The organism is Geodermatophilus sp. SYSU D00965, from assembly GCF_054050075.1.
In genome coordinates, this window is sequence record NZ_JBJGYQ010000002.1 from 150,980 (window position 1) to 171,436 (window position 20,457).

The 20,457-nt window shown below is 72.2% G+C and carries 21 protein-coding genes; 6 read left to right on the top strand and 15 right to left on the bottom strand.

All coding sequences use genetic code 11. The features are described 5' to 3' along the window. Window positions 1-7 precede the first annotated feature (7 nt). Entirely contained in the window at window positions 8-772 is a 765-nt protein-coding gene (locus ACI789_RS02380) for an alpha/beta fold hydrolase (protein ID WP_457006543.1), read from the bottom strand. Window positions 773-877: 105 nt separating this feature from the next. Here ACI789_RS02380 and ACI789_RS02385 point away from each other — a divergent pair, with 105 nt between their 5' ends. Further along, on the top strand, window positions 878-1,255 hold the full coding sequence (locus tag ACI789_RS02385) for a DUF4267 domain-containing protein (protein ID WP_457006544.1): 378 nt from the start codon (window positions 878-880) through the stop codon (window positions 1,253-1,255). A 12-nt stretch (window positions 1,256-1,267) separates the two neighbouring features. On the opposite strand, the gene ACI789_RS02390 is transcribed toward ACI789_RS02385, so the two are convergent. From ACI789_RS02390 to ACI789_RS02400, 3 genes are all read right to left on the bottom strand, one after another. Next, the gene (locus tag ACI789_RS02390; RefSeq protein WP_457006545.1) at window positions 1,268-1,585 is read right to left on the bottom strand and encodes an EthD family reductase; all 318 of its coding nucleotides are present in this window, start codon (window positions 1,583-1,585) and stop codon (window positions 1,268-1,270) included. Between the two features lie 228 nt (window positions 1,586-1,813). Then, window positions 1,814-2,437, bottom strand: a complete 624-nt coding sequence (locus ACI789_RS02395; protein WP_457006546.1) for a hypothetical protein — start codon at window positions 2,435-2,437, stop codon at window positions 1,814-1,816. Window positions 2,438-2,508: 71 nt separating this feature from the next. Further along, the gene (locus tag ACI789_RS02400) at window positions 2,509-3,558 is read right to left on the bottom strand and encodes a transglycosylase domain-containing protein (RefSeq protein ID WP_457006547.1); all 1,050 of its coding nucleotides are present in this window, start codon (window positions 3,556-3,558) and stop codon (window positions 2,509-2,511) included. Window positions 3,559-3,658: 100 nt separating this feature from the next. On the opposite strand from ACI789_RS02400, the gene ACI789_RS02405 reads away from it, so the two are divergent. Further along, window positions 3,659-4,234 (top strand): TIGR03086 family metal-binding protein, encoded by a 576-nt coding sequence (locus tag ACI789_RS02405; protein WP_457006548.1) that lies wholly within the window; start codon window positions 3,659-3,661, stop codon window positions 4,232-4,234. Between the two features lie 20 nt (window positions 4,235-4,254). On the opposite strand, the gene ACI789_RS02410 is transcribed toward ACI789_RS02405, so the two are convergent. From ACI789_RS02410 to ACI789_RS02425, 4 genes are all read right to left on the bottom strand, one after another. Beyond that, entirely contained in the window at window positions 4,255-4,680 is a 426-nt protein-coding gene (locus ACI789_RS02410) for a type II toxin-antitoxin system VapC family toxin (protein WP_457006549.1), read from the bottom strand. Next, window positions 4,677-4,934 (bottom strand): type II toxin-antitoxin system Phd/YefM family antitoxin, encoded by a 258-nt coding sequence (locus tag ACI789_RS02415; RefSeq protein WP_457006550.1) that lies wholly within the window; start codon window positions 4,932-4,934, stop codon window positions 4,677-4,679. Before ACI789_RS02415 ends, ACI789_RS02410 begins: the two co-directional genes overlap by 4 nt. A 79-nt stretch (window positions 4,935-5,013) precedes the next feature. Beyond that, the gene (locus tag ACI789_RS02420; RefSeq protein WP_457006551.1) at window positions 5,014-6,597 is read right to left on the bottom strand and encodes a Na+/H+ antiporter; all 1,584 of its coding nucleotides are present in this window, start codon (window positions 6,595-6,597) and stop codon (window positions 5,014-5,016) included. A gap of 30 nt (window positions 6,598-6,627) precedes the next feature. Further along, complete coding sequence (locus tag ACI789_RS02425; RefSeq protein ID WP_457006552.1) at window positions 6,628-7,671, bottom strand: hypothetical protein; 1,044 nt, start codon at window positions 7,669-7,671, stop codon at window positions 6,628-6,630. A 180-nt stretch (window positions 7,672-7,851) separates the two neighbouring features. Here ACI789_RS02425 and ACI789_RS02430 point away from each other — a divergent pair, with 180 nt between their 5' ends. Then, a complete protein-coding gene (locus ACI789_RS02430; RefSeq protein WP_457006553.1) occupies window positions 7,852-9,246 on the top strand; it encodes a DUF4407 domain-containing protein in 1,395 nt (464 codons plus the stop codon). Between the two features lie 93 nt (window positions 9,247-9,339). After that, window positions 9,340-10,104 carry an enoyl-CoA hydratase/isomerase family protein gene (locus ACI789_RS02435; RefSeq protein ID WP_457006554.1) on the top strand — a complete coding sequence of 255 codons (765 nt, stop codon included), beginning with the start codon at window positions 9,340-9,342 and terminating at the stop codon, window positions 10,102-10,104. A 3-nt stretch (window positions 10,105-10,107) separates the two neighbouring features. On the opposite strand, the gene ACI789_RS02440 is transcribed toward ACI789_RS02435, so the two are convergent. The 4 genes from ACI789_RS02440 to ACI789_RS02455 all read right to left on the bottom strand — a co-directional run bounded on the left by ACI789_RS02440 (window position 10,108) and on the right by ACI789_RS02455 (window position 13,915). Beyond that, window positions 10,108-10,581, bottom strand: coding sequence for a hypothetical protein (locus tag ACI789_RS02440; protein ID WP_457006555.1), 474 nt, complete (start codon window positions 10,579-10,581; stop codon window positions 10,108-10,110). A 120-nt stretch (window positions 10,582-10,701) separates the two neighbouring features. Further along, window positions 10,702-11,835 (bottom strand): DUF2332 domain-containing protein, encoded by a 1,134-nt coding sequence (locus ACI789_RS02445; protein WP_457006556.1) that lies wholly within the window; start codon window positions 11,833-11,835, stop codon window positions 10,702-10,704. Between the two features lie 28 nt (window positions 11,836-11,863). After that, window positions 11,864-12,493 (bottom strand): antibiotic biosynthesis monooxygenase, encoded by a 630-nt coding sequence (locus tag ACI789_RS02450; RefSeq protein WP_457006557.1) that lies wholly within the window; start codon window positions 12,491-12,493, stop codon window positions 11,864-11,866. Between the two features lie 93 nt (window positions 12,494-12,586). Then, a complete protein-coding gene (locus ACI789_RS02455; protein ID WP_457006558.1) occupies window positions 12,587-13,915 on the bottom strand; it encodes an ABC1 kinase family protein in 1,329 nt (442 codons plus the stop codon). A gap of 156 nt (window positions 13,916-14,071) precedes the next feature. On the opposite strand from ACI789_RS02455, the gene ACI789_RS02460 reads away from it, so the two are divergent. After that, window positions 14,072-14,389 (top strand): hypothetical protein, encoded by a 318-nt coding sequence (locus ACI789_RS02460; RefSeq protein WP_457006559.1) that lies wholly within the window; start codon window positions 14,072-14,074, stop codon window positions 14,387-14,389. A gap of 150 nt (window positions 14,390-14,539) precedes the next feature. On the opposite strand, the gene ACI789_RS02465 is transcribed toward ACI789_RS02460, so the two are convergent. Beyond that, window positions 14,540-15,268: a hypothetical protein gene (locus ACI789_RS02465; RefSeq protein ID WP_457006560.1), complete on the bottom strand. Its 729-nt coding sequence runs from the start codon at window positions 15,266-15,268 to the stop codon at window positions 14,540-14,542. Between the two features lie 305 nt (window positions 15,269-15,573). Here ACI789_RS02465 and ACI789_RS02470 point away from each other — a divergent pair, with 305 nt between their 5' ends. Further along, a complete protein-coding gene (locus tag ACI789_RS02470; RefSeq protein ID WP_457006561.1) occupies window positions 15,574-15,840 on the top strand; it encodes a hypothetical protein in 267 nt (88 codons plus the stop codon). Window positions 15,841-15,921: 81 nt separating this feature from the next. On the opposite strand, the gene ACI789_RS02475 is transcribed toward ACI789_RS02470, so the two are convergent. Further along, the gene (locus ACI789_RS02475; RefSeq protein WP_457006562.1) at window positions 15,922-17,721 is read right to left on the bottom strand and encodes an McrC family protein; all 1,800 of its coding nucleotides are present in this window, start codon (window positions 17,719-17,721) and stop codon (window positions 15,922-15,924) included. Beyond that, a complete protein-coding gene (locus ACI789_RS02480) occupies window positions 17,708-20,227 on the bottom strand; it encodes an AAA family ATPase (RefSeq protein WP_457006563.1) in 2,520 nt (839 codons plus the stop codon). The genes ACI789_RS02475 and ACI789_RS02480 overlap by 14 nt, the downstream gene beginning before the upstream one ends. Window positions 20,228-20,457 lie beyond the last annotated feature (230 nt).

A 20,457-nucleotide genomic window follows, 5' to 3' on the forward strand; every position in this document is an offset into this window, starting at 1 on the left:
CTCGGCATCACGTCGTCTCGCGGGCGAGCCGCTCGATCGGCTCGGACCAGGCCGCCGGCGCCGTCCACACGAAGCTGTGCGCCCCGGGCAGGGCGCGGAACCGGCCGTCGGGGGCCAGGTCGCTCAGCTCCCGCGCCCACGCCTGGGTGCAGATCCGGTCCTGGTCCCCGTGGAGCACCAGGACGGGGACCGGAACCTGCGGGACGACGTCCTCGAGGGCGTCGGCCAGGTGGACCCGCAGCGCGTGCCGCACCCGGCGCAGCCCCGCCCGCTGTCGTTCGGGGGTGTGCTGCTCGTCGAGGCTCCTCGGTTCCAGTTCGTGGTTGCGGCGCCAGGCCAGCAGGATCCGCCGCGTGCTCCGGAAGCGGGGGTCCATCGTCGGGCTGGCCAGCACGAGCGCACGTACCGACGGCGGCCGGCGCGCCGCGACCCGGGCAGCCACCTGGGTGCCGCTGGAGTGCCCGGCCAGCACGACCCGGTCGAGGCCGCTCGCCTCGAGCCACTGGACGACGGCGTCGGCGAACTGCGGGACGTCCATCGGGTGCGGCGGTTCTCCGCTGCCGGAGAAGCCGGGCAGCTCGACCAGGTGCGCACGGGTCCAGCGGCCCAGCTCGCACACAGCCGGCTGCAGGTAGTTGGCCACGGCCAGGCCCGGGACGACGACCACCTGCGGAACGCCGTCCCGAGGCGTGCCGACGACGCGGCTGCGGAGGACCCCCCAGGTGGTGGGCCGGTGCTCCAGCGCGACCTCGGGCGGCACGGCGGCCGGCATGGCCCGACGCTAGCAACGCGCGCCGGGTGCGAGAGGACGTCGGTGCTGGTTGACTGCGGCTGACGGCGAGCCGAGCCGTCGGGGCCGACCTCCAGGGGGAACGCCGTGGCAACGACCGCAGGCACGTCCAAGCAGTCGCTGGCGAGGGCGCTCGGCGCGGCCGGAGCGGCCTTCGGGCTCGTCAGCGTCGTGGCACCGCGCGCGGTCGCCCGCTCGTACGGCGTCCCGATCACGCCGGCCGGCCTGCAGCTGCAGCGGCTGTTCGGCAGCCGGACGCTCGCCGTCGCCGCCCTGGCGCTGACCGCGCGCAGCGACGAGGAGGTCGACCGGGGGCTGGCCGTGGTGGCCGCCATGAACGCGGTCGACAGCCTGACCGCGCTGGCGGCGGCTCGCCAGGCCGGATCGCGGACGTCGGTCGCGGCGATCGTCAGCTCCCTGGCCTACGGCGCAGCCGCGCTGGCCATCCGGTCGATGGCGGACTGAGCCTCCCGACGGTCAGGCGCCGCGGCCGACGTCCTCCACGTCGAAGAAGGTGACCGAGACGCCGCCGGTGGCGAAGTGCGGGACGTCCTCGCCGGCTGCGGCCCACTCCGGGGTGCCCATGGCCTGCGCCATCTCCTCGGCGGAGGCGAAGTCGAGCTCGGCGACGAGGTAGGTGGCCGGCGGCTCGCCGTTGCGGGCGGCGGGGCGACCGAGCGTGTACCGCAGGACGCTGGGCACCTCGTTGATCAGCCGGACGTGCTCGCGGTAGCGCTCCTCGAACACCGCCGCGTCCGTCGGCTGCCCGTACTGGACGACCATCCTGTGCACCATGCCGCCGAGCCAACCAGGGCCGCGGCGCGGTGCGACACCGACCTTCCGCACGACGGGGCGCCTGCCCGGAACCTCTCCTGCGCATGGTCGTGCTCTGCTTCCCCCGGGAAGCAGAGCACGACCATCCGCGAGGTGGGTGTCGCCCCCCGGGGAGTCGTGCTCTGCGTACCGGTCGCACGCAGAGCACGAGCACCCGCGGAGGACGACCGACCCGGGGCGGCGGTGCGGTCAGACGGTCTCGGGCGCCCGCAGGTGGGCGATGGCGAGGTCCATCTCGGCGACGTCGACGATCTTGGCGCCCATCGCGCGGGCGAACTGCTCGCGCAGCGACCGCGCGTGCCGGCGCACCAGATCGAGGGCCTCGCGGGTCTCGAAGCTCGTGACGCTCACCGTCCGGCCCTGCTTCCGGTCGACCAGCATGCTCAGGCTGCAGAAGCCGGGCAGCTCCTGGAGCTTGGGCATCAGGTTGCTGCGGTAGGCGGCGAGCAGGTCGTCGAGGTGGTTGTTCGGGATTCGGGTCCAGGAGACCTGCGCGCCGGCGCCGTCCCCGGCCGGGCGCTCCCGGTGCAGGATGGCGATGTCCCACTGCGCGACGTCGGCGTGCGTGCCGCCCACGGTCTGCACGAGACGCTCCTGGATCGAGCGGTCCTCCTCGGCGGTGGCGCGCAGCGCCCGTTCGTCGGCCCAGGACGTCGTCATGATGCAGCGGCCGGCGTCGTGGTCGGCGAGCACGGACATGCCGACGCAGCCCTCCGCCTGCGAGACCTTCGGGAGCACCTCCTCACGCAGGTAGCGGACGCCGTCCCCGATGCTGTCTGGATTGCCTCGGACGTTGGTGGATCGCGCGTACAAGCGGCCACTCCTCCCGGTCGGGCAGTGTGATCGCGCTCACCATGCCGTCCGGCGGTCGGAGGGGCAATGGGTCAGGCGGTGCCCTCCGCGGCGATCAGGTCGGCCACCTCCTGCGGACGCGTCGAGCAGTCGTCGTCCGACGGCGGCTGGTCGGCGGCCAGGCCGGTCACGCCGAGGGCCTCGACCGGCTTGAACCCCAGGCGCTCGATGTGCCGGGGCACCCGGTTCTGCGCGTTGACGACGTGCGAGCGCGACAGCCAGCCCAGGCCGTCCTCGACGTCGAAGTCCAGGCCGCCGCCGGGCGCGCGGCGGACGTGGCCGGGGGAGGGGAGCAGGCCGACGATCTGGACCGCCTGCTCGACCGGGAGCTCCTGCGGCGGGGTGTCGAAGTAGTACCAGCTGGCCGCGCAGACGCCGTAGAGCGCCGGCCCGAACTGGGCGTAGTTGACGTAGAGCTCGAGGATCCGGCGGGTGTCGAGCGCGTAGGCGACCTCCATGGACAGGCCCGCCTCGACCGCCTTGCGCCAGGCGCTCATCTCCTGGTTGAGGAACAGGTTCTTGGCGACCTGCTGGGGGATGGTCGAGCCGGTCGGGTCCTCCTCGCCGGAGAGGTGGGCCGTGGCGCGGTCCATGAGCTCGCCCCACTCGAAGGCGCTGGAGCGGTAGGGCAGCTCGGCGTCCTCGTGGGCGATGACCGCGGCGAGGAAGTTGCGCGAGACGTGCTCGATCGGCACCGACTGCTGGATCACGTCGCCCGGGTTGGCGGCCATGAAGGCGGTGGTCGGCGGGTCGATCCAGCGCAGGGAGAGGATCACCAGCGCTTGGACGACGGCGACGACGGCGAGCACCTTGCCGACGCGGCGGGCGAGCCGGCGGCGGGACCGGGACGTCCCCTGGGGGCGCTCCGGGCGGTCGCGGGGCGCGGGCACGTCCCGCTGCCACGGCCGGCGCCGCGGGCGCTCGGTCTCGGGCGCGGGTGCGTACGGGCCGGTCGTGCCGGGGTCGTCCGCGGCGTACCGCGGGTCGGGGATCCAGGGGTCGTCCGGCGACCAGCTGGGTCGCGCGCGCCCTATGCGGCGGAAGCGGGCGGTGGGCCGGCGGTCCGGCGGCACGTGGGCCATGGGGCGAGCGATCTCCCTGGTCGACGAACCGTCATCCTACGACTACCGACGGTCCTGACCGCTGAGTTCCGGGGCGCGCGCCGGTCACACCTGCATGCGAATGACGCAGCTGGACCTCGGTCCCCAGGTGGAGGTCGTGAAGCGGGTCGTGGCCGGCGTCGGGGACGACCAGCTCGACGCCCCGACGCCGTCCGACATCTCGGTGGCCGGCCTGCTCGACCACCTGGCGGGCCTGACCCTGGCGTTCCGGATGGCGGCGGAGAAGACGCCGCTCCCCGGCGCCCCGGTGCCCTCCGCGGACAACCTGGCGCCGGACTGGCGCACCCGGATCCCGGCGCAGCTCGACGCCCTGGTGGCCGCGTGGCGGCGTCCGCAGGCGTGGGAGGGCACCGCCGACGCCGGCGGGGTGACCATGCCGGCGGCGGTCGCGGCGGCCGTGGCGCTGGACGAGGTGCTGGTGCACGGCTGGGACCTCGCCGTCGCCACCGGCCAGGACTACGCGGCCGACGACTCGTCGATCGAGGCGTGCACGGGCTTCGCCGAGCAGGTCGCCGCCGGGCCGGTGCAGCCGGGCCTGTTCGGCCCGCCGGTGCCGGTGCCGGACGACGCCCCGCCGCTGCACCGGCTGCTCGGCCTCACCGGCCGCGACCCGCAGTGGCGCCCGCCCGGACGCTGACCGCGCGGGCGCCGGCCGGGTCACGCGTTCGTGTCGACGACCTGGAGTCCCTCCGATCGCCAGGCTGTGAGCAGGTCCTCGTCGCCGGACACCGCCGTGACCCCGATGCCGGCGAGGCGGAGCGCTGCTGCGCAGTGGACGGCGTCGTAGCCCCGCAACGCGTGGCTCACAGTCAACCCAGCGGCCTCGCGCACGAGGTCCTCGTCGATGGGCAGGACGCTCAGCCGGGCCCATGCCTGGTCCAGCCGGTCCACAGCCGCGGCGTGTTGATCGGCGGCCACACGTCCGAGCCGGACGGCTCGAGCCAGTGCAGCCGCCGCCTCGACGTAGCCCAGCCGGCAGCAGGACACGGCATCGGCCGCCTCCCAGAGCCGCCGGCACAGATCACTGCTCGGCTCGTCGATGACCAGCGGGACGATCGCCGAGGTGTCCAGGTAGACGATCAACGGCGCTGTTCGGCGACGAGGTCGCTGACCGTGCCCTTCGTGCGCAGCGGCTCGGGCAGGGGCCGCTTCCGCTCCCGGGCCGGCTCCACGATCCCCTCGGCGATGAGCTTCTCGAGCGTCGTCTGACCCTCCACGGGGACGATCCGCGCCACCGGCCGACCGTGGTCGGTGATCGTGATGGTGTGCCCGGCCCGCACCTCGGCGACGTACCGGCTCAGCCCGTCCCGGAGCTCCTTGATGCCGACGGTGTTCACGACGACCTCCTGGTGGCCACGACCGGATGGCCGATGGTAGCCACTTTCTGCCGCTCGGGCACCGAGCCGGCGGATGTGCTCAGTCGGCGGTGGCCGGACCGAGCAGCCGGACCTCCTCGATGTCCAGCGAGGCCTGGACCTCCCGCAGGACGATGTCGTCGATCTCGCCCGCGTCGCGCAGCGCGATGACCGCCTGCCGCTTGTGCTCGAGCAGGCCGAGCCGCAGCCGCCGGTCCAGCTCCCGCTCGTCGGCGGCGCCGTCCCCGTCGGGGGAGAACTCCACCTCCAGGTCGCGGGCGTGCCGCTCGTACTCGGTGCGCACCCGGTCGAGCAGGTCGCCGTCGACCCCGAGCCGCTCGGCGACGCGGGGAAGGGCGTCGAGCGCGGCCTCGGTGGCGCGGGTGCGGGCCAGGCGGAGCTCCTCGCCGCGGGCGGTGTCCTCGGGCAGCCGGGCCCAGCGGACGACGGCCGGCAGGGTCGTCCCCTGCACGACGATGGTCAGCAGGATGACGACCGCGGTGGTGAAGACGATGAGGTCGCGGTCGGGGAACGGTTCGCTCCCGCCCACGGTGGCGGGCACGGCGAGCGCGGCGGCGAGGGAGACCGCGCCGCGGAAGCCGGCCCAGCCCGACGCCACCCGCGCCCGCCACGGGATCCGGCGCAGCCGCTGCGCCGGGCGGCGGTCGAGGGCGCGCACGACGTAGGGGACGGCGAGCACCCAGACCAGCCGGGTGAGCACCACGACGGCGGTCACCGCCAGCGCGAAGAGCACGGCGCGAGCGCGCTGACCGTCCTCGAGGTCGCGGACGACCCCGGGGATCTGCACGCCGACCAGCACGAACAGGGAGCCGTTGACCAGGAACGTGGAGAGGTCCCAGAAGGCGTAGGCCTGCACGCGGGAGCGGGCCCGGATGATCCGCGGGCCGGCGTGGGTGAGCAGCAGGCCGGCGGTCACCACCGCGACGACCCCGCTGGCGTGGACCAGCTCGGCGAGCAGGAACGCGGCGAACGGAGTGACGACGCTCAGCGCGCCCTCGCGCAGCGGGTCGTCGAGCCGGCGGCGGACCACGATGACGGCCGCTCCGACCAGCAGCCCGGCGGCGATGCCCCCGGCGTAGGAGCCGAGGAACCGGGCGCCGACGTCGACCAGGCCGGGCTCGGCGGCGCCGGTGGCCACCGCGACCGCGACGGCGAAGAGGACCAGCGCGGTGCCGTCGTTGATGAGGCTCTCCGCGCGCAGCGTGGTGAGGGTGCGGCGGGGCATGCGCTTGGCCAGCCCGGCGACGGCCGCCGCGTCGGTGGGGGCCAGGACGGCGCCGAGCACCCACGCGGCGCGGGCGTCCATGCCCAGCGCCTGGGCGGCGTAGGAGACGGCCACCATCGACGCGATGACCAGCGCGACGGCGGACAGCACGATCACCCGCAGGTTGGCGCGGATCTCGCGCAGGCTGGTGTTCAGGCTCTCCCAGTAGAGGATCGCGGGGAGGAACAGCAGCAGGACGACGTCCGGCTCGAGTTCGACCTCGCCGAGGCGCGGGACCAGGCCCAGCAGCGTGCCGAAGACGATGAGCAGCACGGGCGGGGCGACGCTGTACCGGCCGCCGAGCGTGGTGCCGACCAGGACCGTGATGCTGAAGACGACGGTCACGACCAGCGCGAGCACGGCGACCAGCGTAGGCAGCCCGCGACCCGCTCAGCCGACGACGAAGGCGGTGACCTGCGGACCGTCGGCGTCGATGCACACGCCGGTGACCGTGACCGCCCGGCCGTCGGCGGCGGGGGCGGTCGCCCCGAGGACGGCGGTGCCGTCGCAGAGCTTCACCTCGCCGACCCGCTCGCCGGAGTCGAGGTCGACCGTGACCAGCTCGGCCGGGTACTGCAGGTCGGCCACGGGCACCGAGGCGGTGCGCCCGTCCGGGGCGACGGCGAGGTCGAGGGCGGAGTCGCCGGCGCCGTCGAGGTCGGTGGAGGTCCGCAGCTCGCCGTCCACCACGGTGACCAGCCGCCCGACGGCGCGAGCCGCGCCGAGGTGCACGGTGGCGACGGCGGTGCCGTCGGCGGTGACCTGCAGCGCGGCGGGGGAGCTGGGGCGCTCGGGCACGAGCTCGACCGGTGCGCCGTCGGGCCGCAGGTCGGGGCCGTAGAAGGCGAGCGCCGCGCCGGTTCCGCCGGCCGGGCGGTCGACGGTGAGCAGCGCCGCGAGGCCGTCTGGCGCGAGCGCGAGCCGGGTGGCGGGCGCCTTGCCCGTGCGGACGACGGCGCCGGTACCGATGTCGACGGCGGCGAGGCGCCCGTCGGCCGCCAGGTACAGCGTCGAGCCGTCGAGGACGGCGGCGTCGGGCGGTCCGCCGTCGAGGGGCGTGACGGTCGGCGGCCCGTTGACCGGGACGGTGACCAGGTCCTCCCCTGCAATCACCGCCGTGCCGTCGGGGGCGACGGCGAGCCGGGACCGCGGCGGGACGGCGGGAATCGGGGAGGCCGTGGCCGAGGCCGGGCCGTCCTCGCCGGGGGTGATGCGCACCAGCCAGCTCGAGTCGGCGTCGCCGACGAGGGCGACCGGGGCGCCGTCCGGACCGGGCGCGAGGTCGTACAGGCGGACGTCCGCGCCGACGGCGTCGGCCAGGTCGAGCGCGGCGAGGACGGCGGGCGCGGGAGCCGGGGGTTCCTCGGCGCCGGTGCAGCCGGCGGTCAGCATGGCGAGCGCCAGCGCCGCGGCGGTGCGGCGGCGGGCGGGCATGTCGGCTCCGGGCGACGGGGAGCCCGAGCGTGCGCCGGGCGGGTGAGCAGCGCAACCGGCGCTCGTGACGCTGGTGGGGCGCGTGTGACGACGCCGTCCGTCCGGGTGACCGGACTGCCGATGAGCCACCTGAGGCGACGGCAGATCCTCGACCCCCCGTCGCCGCGGAGGTGACGCCGGATGGCTCGACTCGAGCGGTTCGGGAACGGTCTGGCGGTGCTGGGCGGCGCACGCCCCGACGTGCTGGAGGCAGCGCCCGGTGCGCGGCCGAAGTTCGTCGCGCTGGGCGGCGTCCTGCTGAGCACGGGCGGGCTCGCGGTGCTGTCGGCGGCGTTCGCCGTCCACATGGCGCTGGGTGTGTGGTGGCCGTTCGCGCTGCTCGTCGGCCTGGGCTGGGGCGCGGTCATCGTCAACCTCGACCGGATGCTGCTGGTCGGGATGGCGCACGACGCGTCGCTCAAGCGCAACCTGGTGATGGCGGTGCCGCGGGTCGGGCTGGCGCTGGTGCTCGGCGTCGTCGTCGCGACGCCGCTGACGTTGCAGGTCTTCCACAAGGAGATCGACACCGAGATCGTCACGATGCAGGCCGAGGCCGCCGACGCCTACCGGACCTCGCTCGAGACCGATGCGCGGTTCGCCGGCCTGCCGGAGCTCCAGCAGCGGATCGCGACCCAGGAGCAGATCGTCGCGACGGGCGGCGAGAGTGACCCGGCGCTGGCGGCGGTGCACGACGACGTGACGGCCAAGCAGGCCGCCTACGACCAGGCGCTGGCTACCCAGCAGGAGCTGGAGGCCAAGGCGCAGTGCGAGCTCGACGGCACCTGCGGCACCGGCGACGCGGGCACCGGGACGGCGTACGAGCAGGCCCGCGCCGCCGCGGACGCGCAGGCCGCGGTGGTGGCCTCGGCGAAGTCCGAGCTGGACGCCGCCGTCTCGGCCGCCTCTGCCGCCGAGGCGCGGTCGGCCGCGCAGGCCGCGACGTCCCTGGAGACCGACCGGGCCGAGTACGAGCGGCTGACCGCCGAGCAGACGCGGCTGCAGTCGTCGTTCGACGGGACCAACGAGGGGTCGGGCGGGATCCTCGCGCGGCTGGAGGCGCTGGACCGGCTCAGCGAGTCAAACGGCACGCTCTGGGCGGCCAAGACGATGCTGTCGCTGCTGTTCATGTGCATCGAGCTGCTGCCGGTGCTGATGAAGCTGCTGCTCAACTTCGGCCCGCCGTCGGCCTACGACAAGCTCGCGGCGCTGCGTGACTCCGGTGACCTGGAGGTCGCCGAGCTCGAGGAGGACTCGCGGCGCACGGTGGCCCGCGAGAAGGAGGAGCTGCTCCTCATGGCCGAGCGGGAGCGGATCGATCGGCAGAAGGAGACGATCCGGGCGCGCCAGCGGGCGGCCGAGGCGGCGTTCCTCGCCGAGCGGCTCGCCGCCGTGACGCCGGCTCCGGCCGCTGCGCCCGCGCCCGCTGCGGCTCCCGAGCCGCGGCAGCCGTGGGACACCGGACCGATCCGCCTGGCCCGCAGCGCCGCGCGGATTGCGCGCCGCCGGCCCACCGACCGGGTGCCCGCCGGGGTCTGACCTCGCGCACGTCCTTCCGGCGCCTCCGTGGTCTGATGCCCTCTCGGGGATCGGCCGGCGGAGGGGCCGGTCGCGTTCACGAGGGGGTTCGTCGTGGCTGCTGGCTCTGGTACCGGTTCCGGTGAGGTGCTGCTCGAGGTGGACGGCGGCGTCGCGGTGGTGACGCTGAACGCGCCGGACCGCCGCAATGCGCTGACGCCGGGGATGGCCCGCGAGCTGATCGGGCTGTTCGACGAGGTGGACGGGCGACCGGAGGTCGGGGCACTGGTGGTGAAGGCCGTCGGGAAGTCGTTCTGCGCCGGCGGGGACATCGCGACGTTGACCGCCGCCGGCCGCGACCCGGCCGAGCCCGCCGCCTACGACGGCATGTCGGCGATCTACGACTCCTTCTACCGGCTGGGGCAGGTGAAGGTGCCCACGGTGGCCGCCGTCCGGGGCTCGGCGGTGGGGGCCGGGATGAACATGCTGCTGGCGACCGACCTGCGGATCGTGGCGTCCGACGCCCGCCTGCTGTGCGGTTTCCTCAAGCGCGGGATGCACCCGGGCGGTGGGCACTTCGTGATCCTGTCCCGGCTGATCGGCCGCGAGGCCGCGGCGGCCATGGCGCTGTTCGGCGAGGAGGTCTCCGGCGCCCGGGCTGCCGAGCTCGGGCTGGCGTGGGAGGCCGTGGACGACGGTGCGGTGGAGTCCCGCGCGCTGGAGCTTGCCGCCCGGGTGGCGGCGGACCCGGAGCTGGCGCGGGTGGCCGTGGGCAACTTCCGCCGCGAGGTCGTCAACGGCGCGGTGAGCTGGGAGGTCGCGACCCAGTTCGAGCGGCCGGCGCAGATGTGGTCGATGCGCCGGTCCGCTGCCGACTGACCGTCAGGCGCTCGTGCCGGCGTCCGCGGGCGCGGGGAGCGTCAGCGTCTCGCTGGCCGTGGCGGTGAGGCAGACCACGTCGCTGAGGCAGTACTGGGCGCTGACCTTGAAGGTCGTCGGCAGGGGCAGGAACACCCGCAGCGCCCCGAAGGAGGTCGCCGTCCACTCCGTGGGGGTGCCGGCGCACTGCACGGCCGGGTCCACGAAGAAGAAGTCGCGCGCGATGTCGTAGCCCTGCACCTGGGCGACGTCCCCGAAGACGAACACATCGACGGGCTCGGTGCAGGTGACCGTGCCGGTGACCACGACGGTCCCGGGGGCGCTGCCGATCTCGGCCGAGTCGAGCGTCACCTCGACGGTCGGCTGCTGGACGGGGACGGGCGGCGCGGCGAGCGCGGGCGGTGCGGCGAGGACGGTCACTGCTGTGAGGGCGACGCCCGGAAGCAGGGCACGGCGGATGTAGCGGTTCGCGGACATGGCTGCGCTCCGAGCGGAGGGGAAGGGGCGGCTGCGGGCGACAGGGTCCTCGCGGCCGTCTCGGACCGTCAATCGCGGCGCTGACCGTGCGTCAGGGCTCGGTTGCGCCGTGACTCACGGTCAGCGGCTGCTCTCCGGTGCCGCGGTCCACTCCAGCCAGGCGGCGCCGGGGTGCGCCCGGCCGAGGACGGCTCCGTGTTGCTCGCGGTCCCGGATGCTCACCCGGCCGATCACGCCGAAGACGCCGCCGTCCCGGTTGTCGCGCAGCCACTCGGGCGGGACGGCGAGGCCCTGAACCGTGCCGGTCGCGGCCGGCCCCAGGGGGACGAGCGGGTCGACCGAGATCCACTCGACGTCGCGGCCGAGATTCGGGACGGCCTCCCGGAACGCGGCGAGGCGCTCGGGCGGCAGGAACACGTGGACGTAGGTGTCGACCAGGCACAGCAGGGCGTCGTCCGGGACCTGGTCGACGACGGTGGGCAGGACGTCGACGAGGTCGCCGCGCAGGGTCGGGGCAGGGTGCTTCCTGGCCACCTCGACGGCGGCGGCGAACCGGGTGACGGCGTCGACCTCGGGCGGCACGCAGGCGGCCAGCCACCGGGCGGTGCCGGGGTCGGTGAGGTCGAGCGGTTCGACGTCGACACCGGCCCGGTGCGCGATGGCAGGGAGCCGGACCGGGGGCCTGCCCGGACCGCGCACCGCGCATGACAGGTGCACGGGGGAGCGGTGGTCGCCGGCGCCGATCGTGGCGCCGTCGGGCAGGCGGTAGGTGTACCCGTAGTGGTCCAGGTTGAGGGTGAGCCCAGCGCCGGTGCCGAGGTCGACCAGCGCGAGGGGTCGCGGGTCGCCGGCGGCGATCGTGGCCAGCACCGGGAGGACGTCGAGGCAACGGCCGACCTCGTTCATCTGGTACCGGTGCCGGCGGCAGAGCTGCTGGAGCGCGGGGGCGTGGGCCCGGGCGAAGGCTCGCAGTGCCGGGCGGAAGTCGTCGTCCTCCGGTGGCTGCGGGCGGCCGGGCTCCGGGTAGTAGGCGGCCAGAGGCTCGTCATCGAGCAGGAACCGGATCGCGGCGCTGAGCAGTAGCGGCGGGAGCCGGTCGAGCGGGATGGCGGCGGCCAGGTCGAGCAGCTCGTCGTCCTCGGCGATCGCGGTGAACGTCGCGGCGGTCAGCCACCAGCTGGGCGGGGCGTCCGGTGGGGACCAGGCTGCCGCGATGGAGCGGGCCTGCTCGGCGACCGTCGCGCGTGGGTCCACGTCGGCGGGACGCTCTGGCGCCTGGAGCTCAGACGGTCTCGGGCACCCGGAGGTGGGCGAAGACCAGCTCCATCTCCGCGACGTCGAGGATGTCGACGCCCATGGTGTTGACGCTCTCCTCGCGCAGCATGCGGGCCTGCTCCCGGGACCCCTCGAGGGCGGCGCGGTTGGCGAACACGGTGGTGCCGACGGCGCGGCCGCTGTCGCGGTCGACCAGCATGCTGAGGCTGCAGAAACCGGACATCTCCTGGAGCCGCGGTATGAGGCTGGTGCGGTACATGTCGAGCAGCTGGTCGGCCCGGCTCGGGTCGGTGCGGAGCCAGGTGATCCGGCAGCAGGCGCCGTCGGGTGCCTGGTGGTCGCGGTGCAGGACGGCGATCTCCCACTCGCGGACCTCCGGTTCGCCGACGCCGGCCCCGAAGCGCTCGACCATCGCCTCGCGCATGGGGTGGACGTGCTGATCGCTGGCCTGCATGGACTCCTTGTCCGCCCAGGCCGAGGTGGCGATGTACTTGCCGCTCTCGCGGTCGCACATCATGGAAAGCCCGATGCAGCCGTCCATGTCGCGCATCGCCGGCCAGACCTCATCGCCCATGTAGGCGATGGCCTCGTCCATCGACGCGGGATAGACCATCAGGATGGTGGAACGGGCGTACATCTCCCGGCTCCTCTCTGGCGTGCGGCCGTGGTGTCGCCGCAACGGCGAGCGTCCTCGCCCGGGACGGGGGACGACGGTGCCGAACGTCCCGCGCTACGTGCTCGTGGTGTCGTAGCCGGGCAGCCAGCGCCGGACCTCGGCGTCCACGGCGACGGTGGCGCCGAGCGAGCACAGGACGCCGACCAGCTCGGCGGCCACCCGCTGCAGCAGCAGGTAGTGCGGGGGGATCGTGAGCCGGCGCTGGGTCCGGGCGGCGGTGCTGAGCGGGTCGGAGACGCGGCGGGTCTGCTCCTGCATCCAGCGGCGGGTGAACCGGTACTCCGCGGTGCGCAGCGGCTGCAGGTAGGGGTCGAGCAGGTCGAGCAGGGCCTGCGGCGTCACGCTGCCTGGCTGGAGGAGGTGCCCGGCGGCGATGCGGTGCAGCGTGGTGGCGTCGCCGTCCCGGCCGGCGGCGAGCAGCGGGCCGAGCCGGTCGGGCCAGCCGTGCGGCATGGCCTGCGTGGAGCCGAAGTCGAGGACGGCGAGCCGCCGGTCGGGCAGGAGGCGGAAGTTGCCGGGGTGCGGGTCGCCGTGCACCCGATGGGCTCTGGCGGGGCCCGAGGCGAGCAGGCGCACGAGCAGTTGGCCGGCGCGGTCGCGGTCGTCCTGGCTGCCCTCGGCGATGACCCGGGACAGGGGAGTGCCGCCGACCCACTCGGAGACCAGTACCAGGCGCTGGACCCGGAGCACGTTGGGGACGTAGATGTCGGGGTCGCCGCGGTAGCCGTCGGCGAAGTCCCGCTGCGCCTGGGCTTCTCTCTGGTAGTCCGCTTCCTCGGTGAGCCGTTCCCGCAGCTCGGCGAAGAGCTGCCGGGCGTCGAGACCGGGCACGGCCGCCTTGAGGATTGGCGTCAGGACCTGCAGGTTGCCGAGGTCGGCGACGAGCGCCTCGGCGGCGCCGGGGTACTGGACCTTCACGGCGACCGGTGTGCCGTCCCGCCAGGTGGCGCGGTGCACCTGCCCGATGCTGGCCGCGGCCACCGGTTGGTCGTCGAAGTCGCGCAGGACGTGGCGCCAGTCCCGGCCGAGCGAGCGGTCCAGCTGCTCGTGGACCCGCGCGGTCGGCATGGCCGGCGCCGCCTCCTGCAGCCGGACGAGCGTCTCCCGGTAGGGGCCGGCCAGCTGCTCGGGCAGCGCCGACTCCATGGCCGACAGCGCCTGGCCGACCTTCATGGCGCCGCCCTTGAGATGGCCCAGGGTGGCGAACAGCTGCTCGGCGGTGCGCTGCTGCACCTGCGTGGCAACGGCCTCGGCCGGGCGGCCGCCGATGCGCTTGCCGACCCCCAGGGCGGTGCGCGCGGCGTACGCGGCCGGCAGCGCGGCGAGCCGGGCTGTCCGAGCAAGGCGGCTCCGCGTCGGCGTGCTGTCCTCGGTGCCCCCCACCGGAGGACGGTAGCGCTGTCGGCAGGGTGCCCGACCGGCCCTCACCGTCCGCCCTGGACGAGCGAGGCGACTTCTGGAACCGGTACGTCGACCCGTCGCTTGGCCTCCCTCCGGCGGCGCCTCTGCCCTTCATCGCGACCTCATAGCATCGAGTGCATGTCAGGCGACCTCTCGCTGTTCGGCGACGACCAACCGCAGAAGCCGGCTCAGTCAGCCTCTGCCGAGGCTCCGATCGCCGACTGGCTGGTCGATTCCCTCAGAGAGGCCCTCACCGCCCGCGGCCTGATAACCATGGCCGAGCGCCAGCAAGCAATCGAGGCCGCCGCCGGGCGATCGGTCGACTCCTTGCGGTCGCCGACCCGCGCGGAGGCGCTGCGCGCGTTGTCGCAACTGACTCCTACGACGGCGTCGCAGACGCGCTCGACATCGACGTGGGACGACCGCGATGAGGACACCTGGATCGATCGCCTCTGACAGGGTCACGGTCGCGCCGTCACCTGCGCCATTCTCCTGCGGCGAACCAGGGGCGCAGGGCCGAGAAACTCCGCTCGGTGGCAATTGCTCCGGGATCGCTTCGCGGCCAATGTCCTGGCCACTGACCCGCGAAGCAGTAACCCGCAGTTTCTACGAGACAGCCGCGAAGCAGTTGGCATCGATGTCGGCGATGACCGGCACATGGTCGCTGCGACCGGCTGCGATCCAGGTGTCGAAGTCTCCGACGTCGACCTTGGCGCCGTTCGCGCACTCGGCGGGCAGCCAGATGTGGTCGATGTGGAAGCCTCGTACCTCGCCTTGCCGGCGCTGGTAGTACGTCGGATCGACCGGCGGTTCGCTTGGCTCCAGGTCGCGGGCGACTCGGTAGACGTCTACCAGACCCAGGTCCCCGAGGCGGCGGGCGACTTCGTCGTACTGCTTCTGGCTGCTCGCGATGGGAGAGTTGAAGTCGCCGGCCAGCACGATCGGTCCCCTACCGGATTCTGTTTCCATCCAGTCGACCGCGCGATCGATCTCCTCCTCATAACTACGAGAGCCCGGGAACTTGGCTGTGTACAGAGCCACGAGCGTGAACGCCGCGGGTCCGCTGACGCGTACGGGCAGAGTCCACTGGGGTGCGGTCTCCGCTGCTTCGTGACGTGTCACGGACCATGGCTCACAGGCGACGACCACGAGTTCCCGCCAGTCTTCTGCTCGCATTCGTCGATTCAGTCCGGTGACCGCCCGACCGTCGGGTGTTGCCGGCCAACGGGACGGCGCCTTGGCTTCGCACAGGACGGCGAGGTCGATGCCGAGATCGAGCAGGTACGGGAGCTTCACATCGAGCTTTCCGCGGCAGTTCCAGGTGGCGAGCTTCACTGCGACATCAGAGCAGACGGGCGCGTTGCTTCGAAGTACGGACTTAAGTCCGTGCACCGTGTCGTCGAGGGGGACAGCTGGTTAGCGGCTACGGCTGCCATCAGCGACTGGTCTCCCGACGCTTGCGTACGGGGCGGATGGGGCCGCTTGTGCCTGTGTTGACTCGACACGAACGTGCGCCGGCGAGTGAGACGAGCAGGCCGCGCTTGGTCAGGTAGACCTTCCGTACCTGCGGCCTTCCTTCGTGCTCGAGCCAGGAGGCCGCGTCGTCAACCTCCATTCAAGTCCGTTCTCAGGAGTGCTCGTTGAAGCGCAACATCAGCCTGGTCCTGGCGCTGGCCGCCGCGTCACTGTTGACCGCTTGTGGAGGGGAAGAACCTGCTGGACCTGATGTGCGAGGGATGACCTTGCCTGACGCCAAGGTGAAGCTCGCCGAGGCCGGCGTGGAGGCCAGTGCTCACGCTGAGGACGCGGCCTTTGGGATCCTCATCGAAGAGAACTTCGTCGTCTGCGAGATCGAGGCCATCAACGAGCGGATGGTGCGACTCGAGGTGGCCAAGAAGGGCTGCTGAGAGCGATGTGAAGGGGCGACTCGCACAAGCGCTCCTCGGGTGGTGCGCTCGTCGGTGCAGCCTCGCCCCGGATGTTGCACCTCAGAGGATGGGAGCCTGGCGCTCGACTGTTCCACCGGACAGGTCGTGGATGCGCTGCACGAGTGCCCTGACATAGTCCAGCGAGGTGCCCCGCGGGTAGCTGTCCAGATGGCGATGGCGCCGTTGCTCGAAGAAGAGCGATCCGCGGGCTTCCTCCAGAGTCGCCGGCAACGTCCCCCGGTCGTGCCATGCCTTCGCTGCGGCATTCGCCATGTTGGATAGTCGGTCGAATCCGCCGAACTTCGCGTATCCGTCGAATGTCAGGGCGAACTCCTCCAGCTGCCACCACGGCGCGGTGGGGTCGGGGACCGGGACACTGGCCGTCGTCGACTCCGCTGCGTAATCCGCGCCCAGCACAGCCGCCCACGGGTCCACGGGGCGCTGGTCCTCAGTCGGCACGACGGAACCTCCAACAGCCGGAGCAGCGGAGAGACCGGTACGTCGATCAGAAGTCGATCCGGGCAGCATGACCGGCGGTGTCGAGGCAACGTCATCACGGCGCTGATGGCCCTTGACGTGGTCCATCGCGGCCTCGAGTTGGCGCCGGACCCGGGCAGGAACCGGATCACCCTCTGGAGGCGAAGCCCTCAGCTCCTCGAGCAGCTCCGGGAGATGCAGGGCCACAGCGACCACGGACGTCTTGGTGTCGCCACCTACGCGGAGATCGAGGCGTTGTACGGCTTGGTGTGACTCGGAGGGAAAGACGAGGACGGAGCTGGGCGTTTCCCCGAAGCCGCGGTACGCCTGCGCGTAGAGGAACAGCTGGTACAAGTCGTCCGGCGACACCCGCTTCACGTCGTAGCGCTTGTACTTCGCGTCCACGGCGAGGGTCGCCTGCCTCCTGCGGAGAAGCAGATCGGGCACGACCGTGCCCCATCGCTTCTGCCCGTTCCACAGGAGCGACCGGTCGCGATACTGGGCCTGGACGTCGAACTCGCCGGGGTCCAGTGTCCGCCTGAACAGCCATTCGACGAACCTCTCGAAGAGGCCGTTCATGTCGATCAGGAAGACGCTGCCGCGCTGGCCGGCGTCGTCGAAGGGGCGAACGACGGACTGGTTCTTCAGCAGCGCCAACGCCCAGACGTGCGCCGTCCGATACCCCTCGTTGCGTCGGTCGTACTGCAGCTGCCGCTCCACGTCGACGGCGGCGGGACACGGACCCGGAGCGATGTCCAGCAGCTCGTTGTGCAGCTGACGCGCCCGGCGCTTGACAGTGGGATCGGCCGTGACAGCAGCCGCCCGCTCCAGAGCCACCCGTAGCACTCGGTTCTCGAGCACGTCGTGGTCGAACGCTTCGAAGTGGCACGCCAGGACGTCGACCCGGCCGAAGTGCCGGGTCGATTGGCTGACGACATCGACCCTGCCTCGGACGTACGGCAGGTCGCCCCCGTGCTGGCGGTAGTCCCGGATCGCCCCCGATGCCAGCAGCTGGGACGTCGCGCTGACGAGCAGTGCGCACAGTAGGTCGACGAGGTCGCGGCTCGCCCCGGTGTCGATCGACCGCTCGAGTGCCAACAGCTCGTCAGGGCGCAACCCGCCCGCCAGGCCGACCATGTACAGCACCTGGAGCTCATCACCGGCCAGCTTGGGGACGACGCGGATCGGCGTTCCGTCAGACAGGCGCACGACCCCCACCCAGGAGGAGGTCCGGATCCGGAGCCGATCATCAGCGAGCCACGTCAGCTGCAGGCGGCGGCCCAGCTCCCGGTCGAGTGCCTCCCTCGCTCGGAGGGAGGGCGGCGGGTGGTGTACCTCGCGCTCGTCGTACTCACTCAGGGTGAGCGGCTCAGGAGGCGCCATCGGATCCGCTCTTGTACTCCTTGGCCAGAGCGGCGATGAGTCCCTGCGGGTCGTTGACCACGTCGGTCAAACGCTGCTCGGCTGCGTCGACGACGTCTGTTCCGAGGTACTCGGCCAGCCGTCCGTAGTCGTCGTAAGCGATCTCTTGCAGCAGCGGCACGATCTCCAGACGCAGGACGTCGGCCAGGGTGGGAGCGTCCTGGACCGGTTCCTCGCCGTCGAGGAAGAACGAGTGGCCGATCTGTCGCTCACGACCGGCTGTTCGGGTGATGCGCCGATTGAGCTCCCGTAGGAAGGTGTCGAGCTCCAGATCGTCCACCTTCGCCCCGTTGAGCAACTGCGGCTGCGGCATCAGCTCGATGAAGGCGAACCGTCGCCGCAGCGCCGCGTCCAGTGTCCGGATGCTGCGGTCGGCGGTGTTCATGGTGCCCACCACGAACAGGTTGTCGGGGACCGCGAGGTTCTGCCCGCTGCCGGGCAGCGTGACGGGGAGGCCGCGCTTGTCCGACTCCAGGACGGTCAGCAGCTCCCCGAACACGCGCGGCAGGTTGGCGCGATTGATTTCATCGATCAGCACGACATAGGGGGAGGGGCGGTCCGCGGCAGCGGTGGATGCGACTCGCTTCATCACGCCGTCCCGGAGCCTCAACGACAAGCCGGCCGTTCCGTCGTCCACCGGGCGGTATCCCTCCACGAACTCCTCGTACGAGTACGACGCATGGAAGGTCAGGAACGTCAGGTAGCCCGCGAGCTCGGCCGCCTGCTCACCGAGCGGTAGGCGGTCGACGCCACTCAGCACCGCGATGCGCTGAGCCTCTTCCCAGGTCAGCGGGAAGACCGTGCCGCTGGAGTTGGCTCGCACCGGAACGCTCTCGCTCAGGCGTGTGTCAGCCTGCAGCTGCTGCCACGTCGGGCCGCTCTCGATGCGCAGGAGGAGACGGAGGCGGAGTTCCCCGGTGGTGTCCGTGGCGCCGGCATGGCTCGAGACGACTCGAGCCAGCGCCACCACCCGGCTCGTCGGGTCCGACTCGTAGCACACGACCAGGTCACCGCTCTGGATGTCGCGGTCACCGCCGGATCCGGACAGGGGGACGGCGACGTGGCCATCGCCGAACAAACCCTCCCACCAGGCCGTCGCGGGGCTGCTGTTCATCCACCACGTGCGCGTCGCTGAACCGGGATGACCCAACTCCGCGTCGAGGTCCTGGATGGACGCGAACTGTGCCACGTCGTACCCCAGTTCATGGGCCAACCACCAACGTGCGAAGCCGCGCGCGGCGTAGGTCTTCCCGGTGCCCGGAGGGCCGTAGAAGATGACCTGCTTCTTTCGGCCCAGGAGCCTGGCCCAGTCGGCGTACTCGGGTCGCTGTAGTGACTCCAGGGCCAGGCCGCTGTCGGTGACGATCCCGGGTTCGGCTGCCAGCAGGCTCGTGTACAGGGCGCTGGGCATGGGAAGCACGGTCGTCGTCGCCCACTGCCGGACGGGCGTCTCGAGACGTCGGGCCTTGGACGTGTCCCAGTCGACGGCCACCGTGTGGCGGTACTCGTCCCGTTCCGGACGCCATTCGTAGGCGGGGTCCTTGACCGTTCCGACGGCGAGGATCTCGCTCGTGCCCCGGTTCGCCACGACCTTGTCTCCTGGACGGAGACGGGTGAGCGTCCAGAGCTCCTTCGCCTTGCGCGTCACCTGGGACTGGCTGCCGTTGTAGGGGTACGCGGATGCGAAGGCCGTCCGGAAGTCCTCCTCGGTCTCGAAGAGCGAGAGATCTCCGACGTCGTCCCAGCCGACGCAGATGTAGCCGTGCTCGAGGCAGTCGTCCCATTGGTCCGCATTCGGGCCCGGAGCGATCTTCACGCGTGTCGTGGCGATCTGACCCGGCGGCGGACTCCACGCGTAGAGGAGCGAGGCCATCTCGTGACCGGACAGTTCCGAGATGCCCGGCAATCCCTTGAGGTGCTCGAGGATGGACCGGTTGAGCAGGACGACGTCGCTCTGCACCGGGAGTCCGAGCTTCCCCGCGAAGTACTTGAGGTGCTCCTGGCTGTGTACCGGCAGCACGTCCGTCGGGAAGTACAGCGACAGGGTCTTGAGCGTGACGACCGTGGCGCCCTGCAGTGCGGTCAGACCGCTCACCTCTGCCCAGCGCCCCTCCGCCCCGTACTCAAGGAGGCGCCGGAAATCGTGCCGGAGAGCAGCCCAGGCTTCGTCGACGTCTGAGTAGCCGACGGGGTGGTGCCACTCGCCGTCTTTGCGGCGACGAAAGATCACGTGCTTGAGCGACGTGCCACCGCGGATGCTGCCCAGATCCGGCGTACCCCACTCGAGCGCGTACGAGTAGGACTCCCGCGCGTGCTCGGTTCCGAGCGCGTACTGCTCCAGCGCCATCGATTCCCAGATGGAACGAGGAAAGGCGCTGAGGAACTCGTCGTGCTGCCGGGTCATCTCGGCCAGCTCTTCGGCTGTCAGCTTGCCGAGGCCATGATCGAAGGCGTCCGTCAACTCCACGATGCTCTCTTCCTGTCCATCACCAGCCTCGGCGCGGGGCGCGTCTCCCTACCGCCGCCACCACGTGCACTGCGACCTCCGTACTACGGACAGTGTGCTCACAGTTCAGTTGGGCAGGCGCTGTAGAGGCGACGACACGAAGCCCAGAGCGGCTCCGTCACTTCAGCAACGCTGACCCCAATGGGCCAGGCTCGGTCCTGGCACACCAGGCCAGTCGCGGGACGTATGTA

What these genes read in the sequence shown, in the direction of transcription:
- ACI789_RS02380 (WP_457006543.1), bottom strand. Translation starts at nt 772, where the DNA reads ATGCCGGCCGCCGTGCCGCCCGAGGTCGCGCTGGAGCACCGGCCCACC.
- ACI789_RS02450 (WP_457006557.1), bottom strand. Translation starts at nt 12,493, where the DNA reads ATGTACGCCCGTTCCACCATCCTGATGGTCTATCCCGCGTCGATGGAC.
- ACI789_RS02390 (WP_457006545.1), bottom strand. Translation starts at nt 1,585, where the DNA reads ATGGTGCACAGGATGGTCGTCCAGTACGGGCAGCCGACGGACGCGGCG.
- ACI789_RS02475 (WP_457006562.1), bottom strand. Translation starts at nt 17,721, where the DNA reads ATGGCGCCTCCTGAGCCGCTCACCCTGAGTGAGTACGACGAGCGCGAG.
- ACI789_RS02440 (WP_457006555.1), bottom strand. Translation starts at nt 10,581, where the DNA reads ATGTCCGCGAACCGCTACATCCGCCGTGCCCTGCTTCCGGGCGTCGCC.
- ACI789_RS02425 (WP_457006552.1), bottom strand. Translation starts at nt 7,671, where the DNA reads ATGCCCGCCCGCCGCCGCACCGCCGCGGCGCTGGCGCTCGCCATGCTG.
- ACI789_RS02430 (WP_457006553.1), top strand. Translation starts at nt 7,852, where the DNA reads ATGGCTCGACTCGAGCGGTTCGGGAACGGTCTGGCGGTGCTGGGCGGC.
- ACI789_RS02400 (WP_457006547.1), bottom strand. Translation starts at nt 3,558, where the DNA reads ATGGCCCACGTGCCGCCGGACCGCCGGCCCACCGCCCGCTTCCGCCGC.
- ACI789_RS02405 (WP_457006548.1), top strand. Translation starts at nt 3,659, where the DNA reads ATGACGCAGCTGGACCTCGGTCCCCAGGTGGAGGTCGTGAAGCGGGTC.
- ACI789_RS02460 (WP_457006559.1), top strand. Translation starts at nt 14,072, where the DNA reads ATGTCAGGCGACCTCTCGCTGTTCGGCGACGACCAACCGCAGAAGCCG.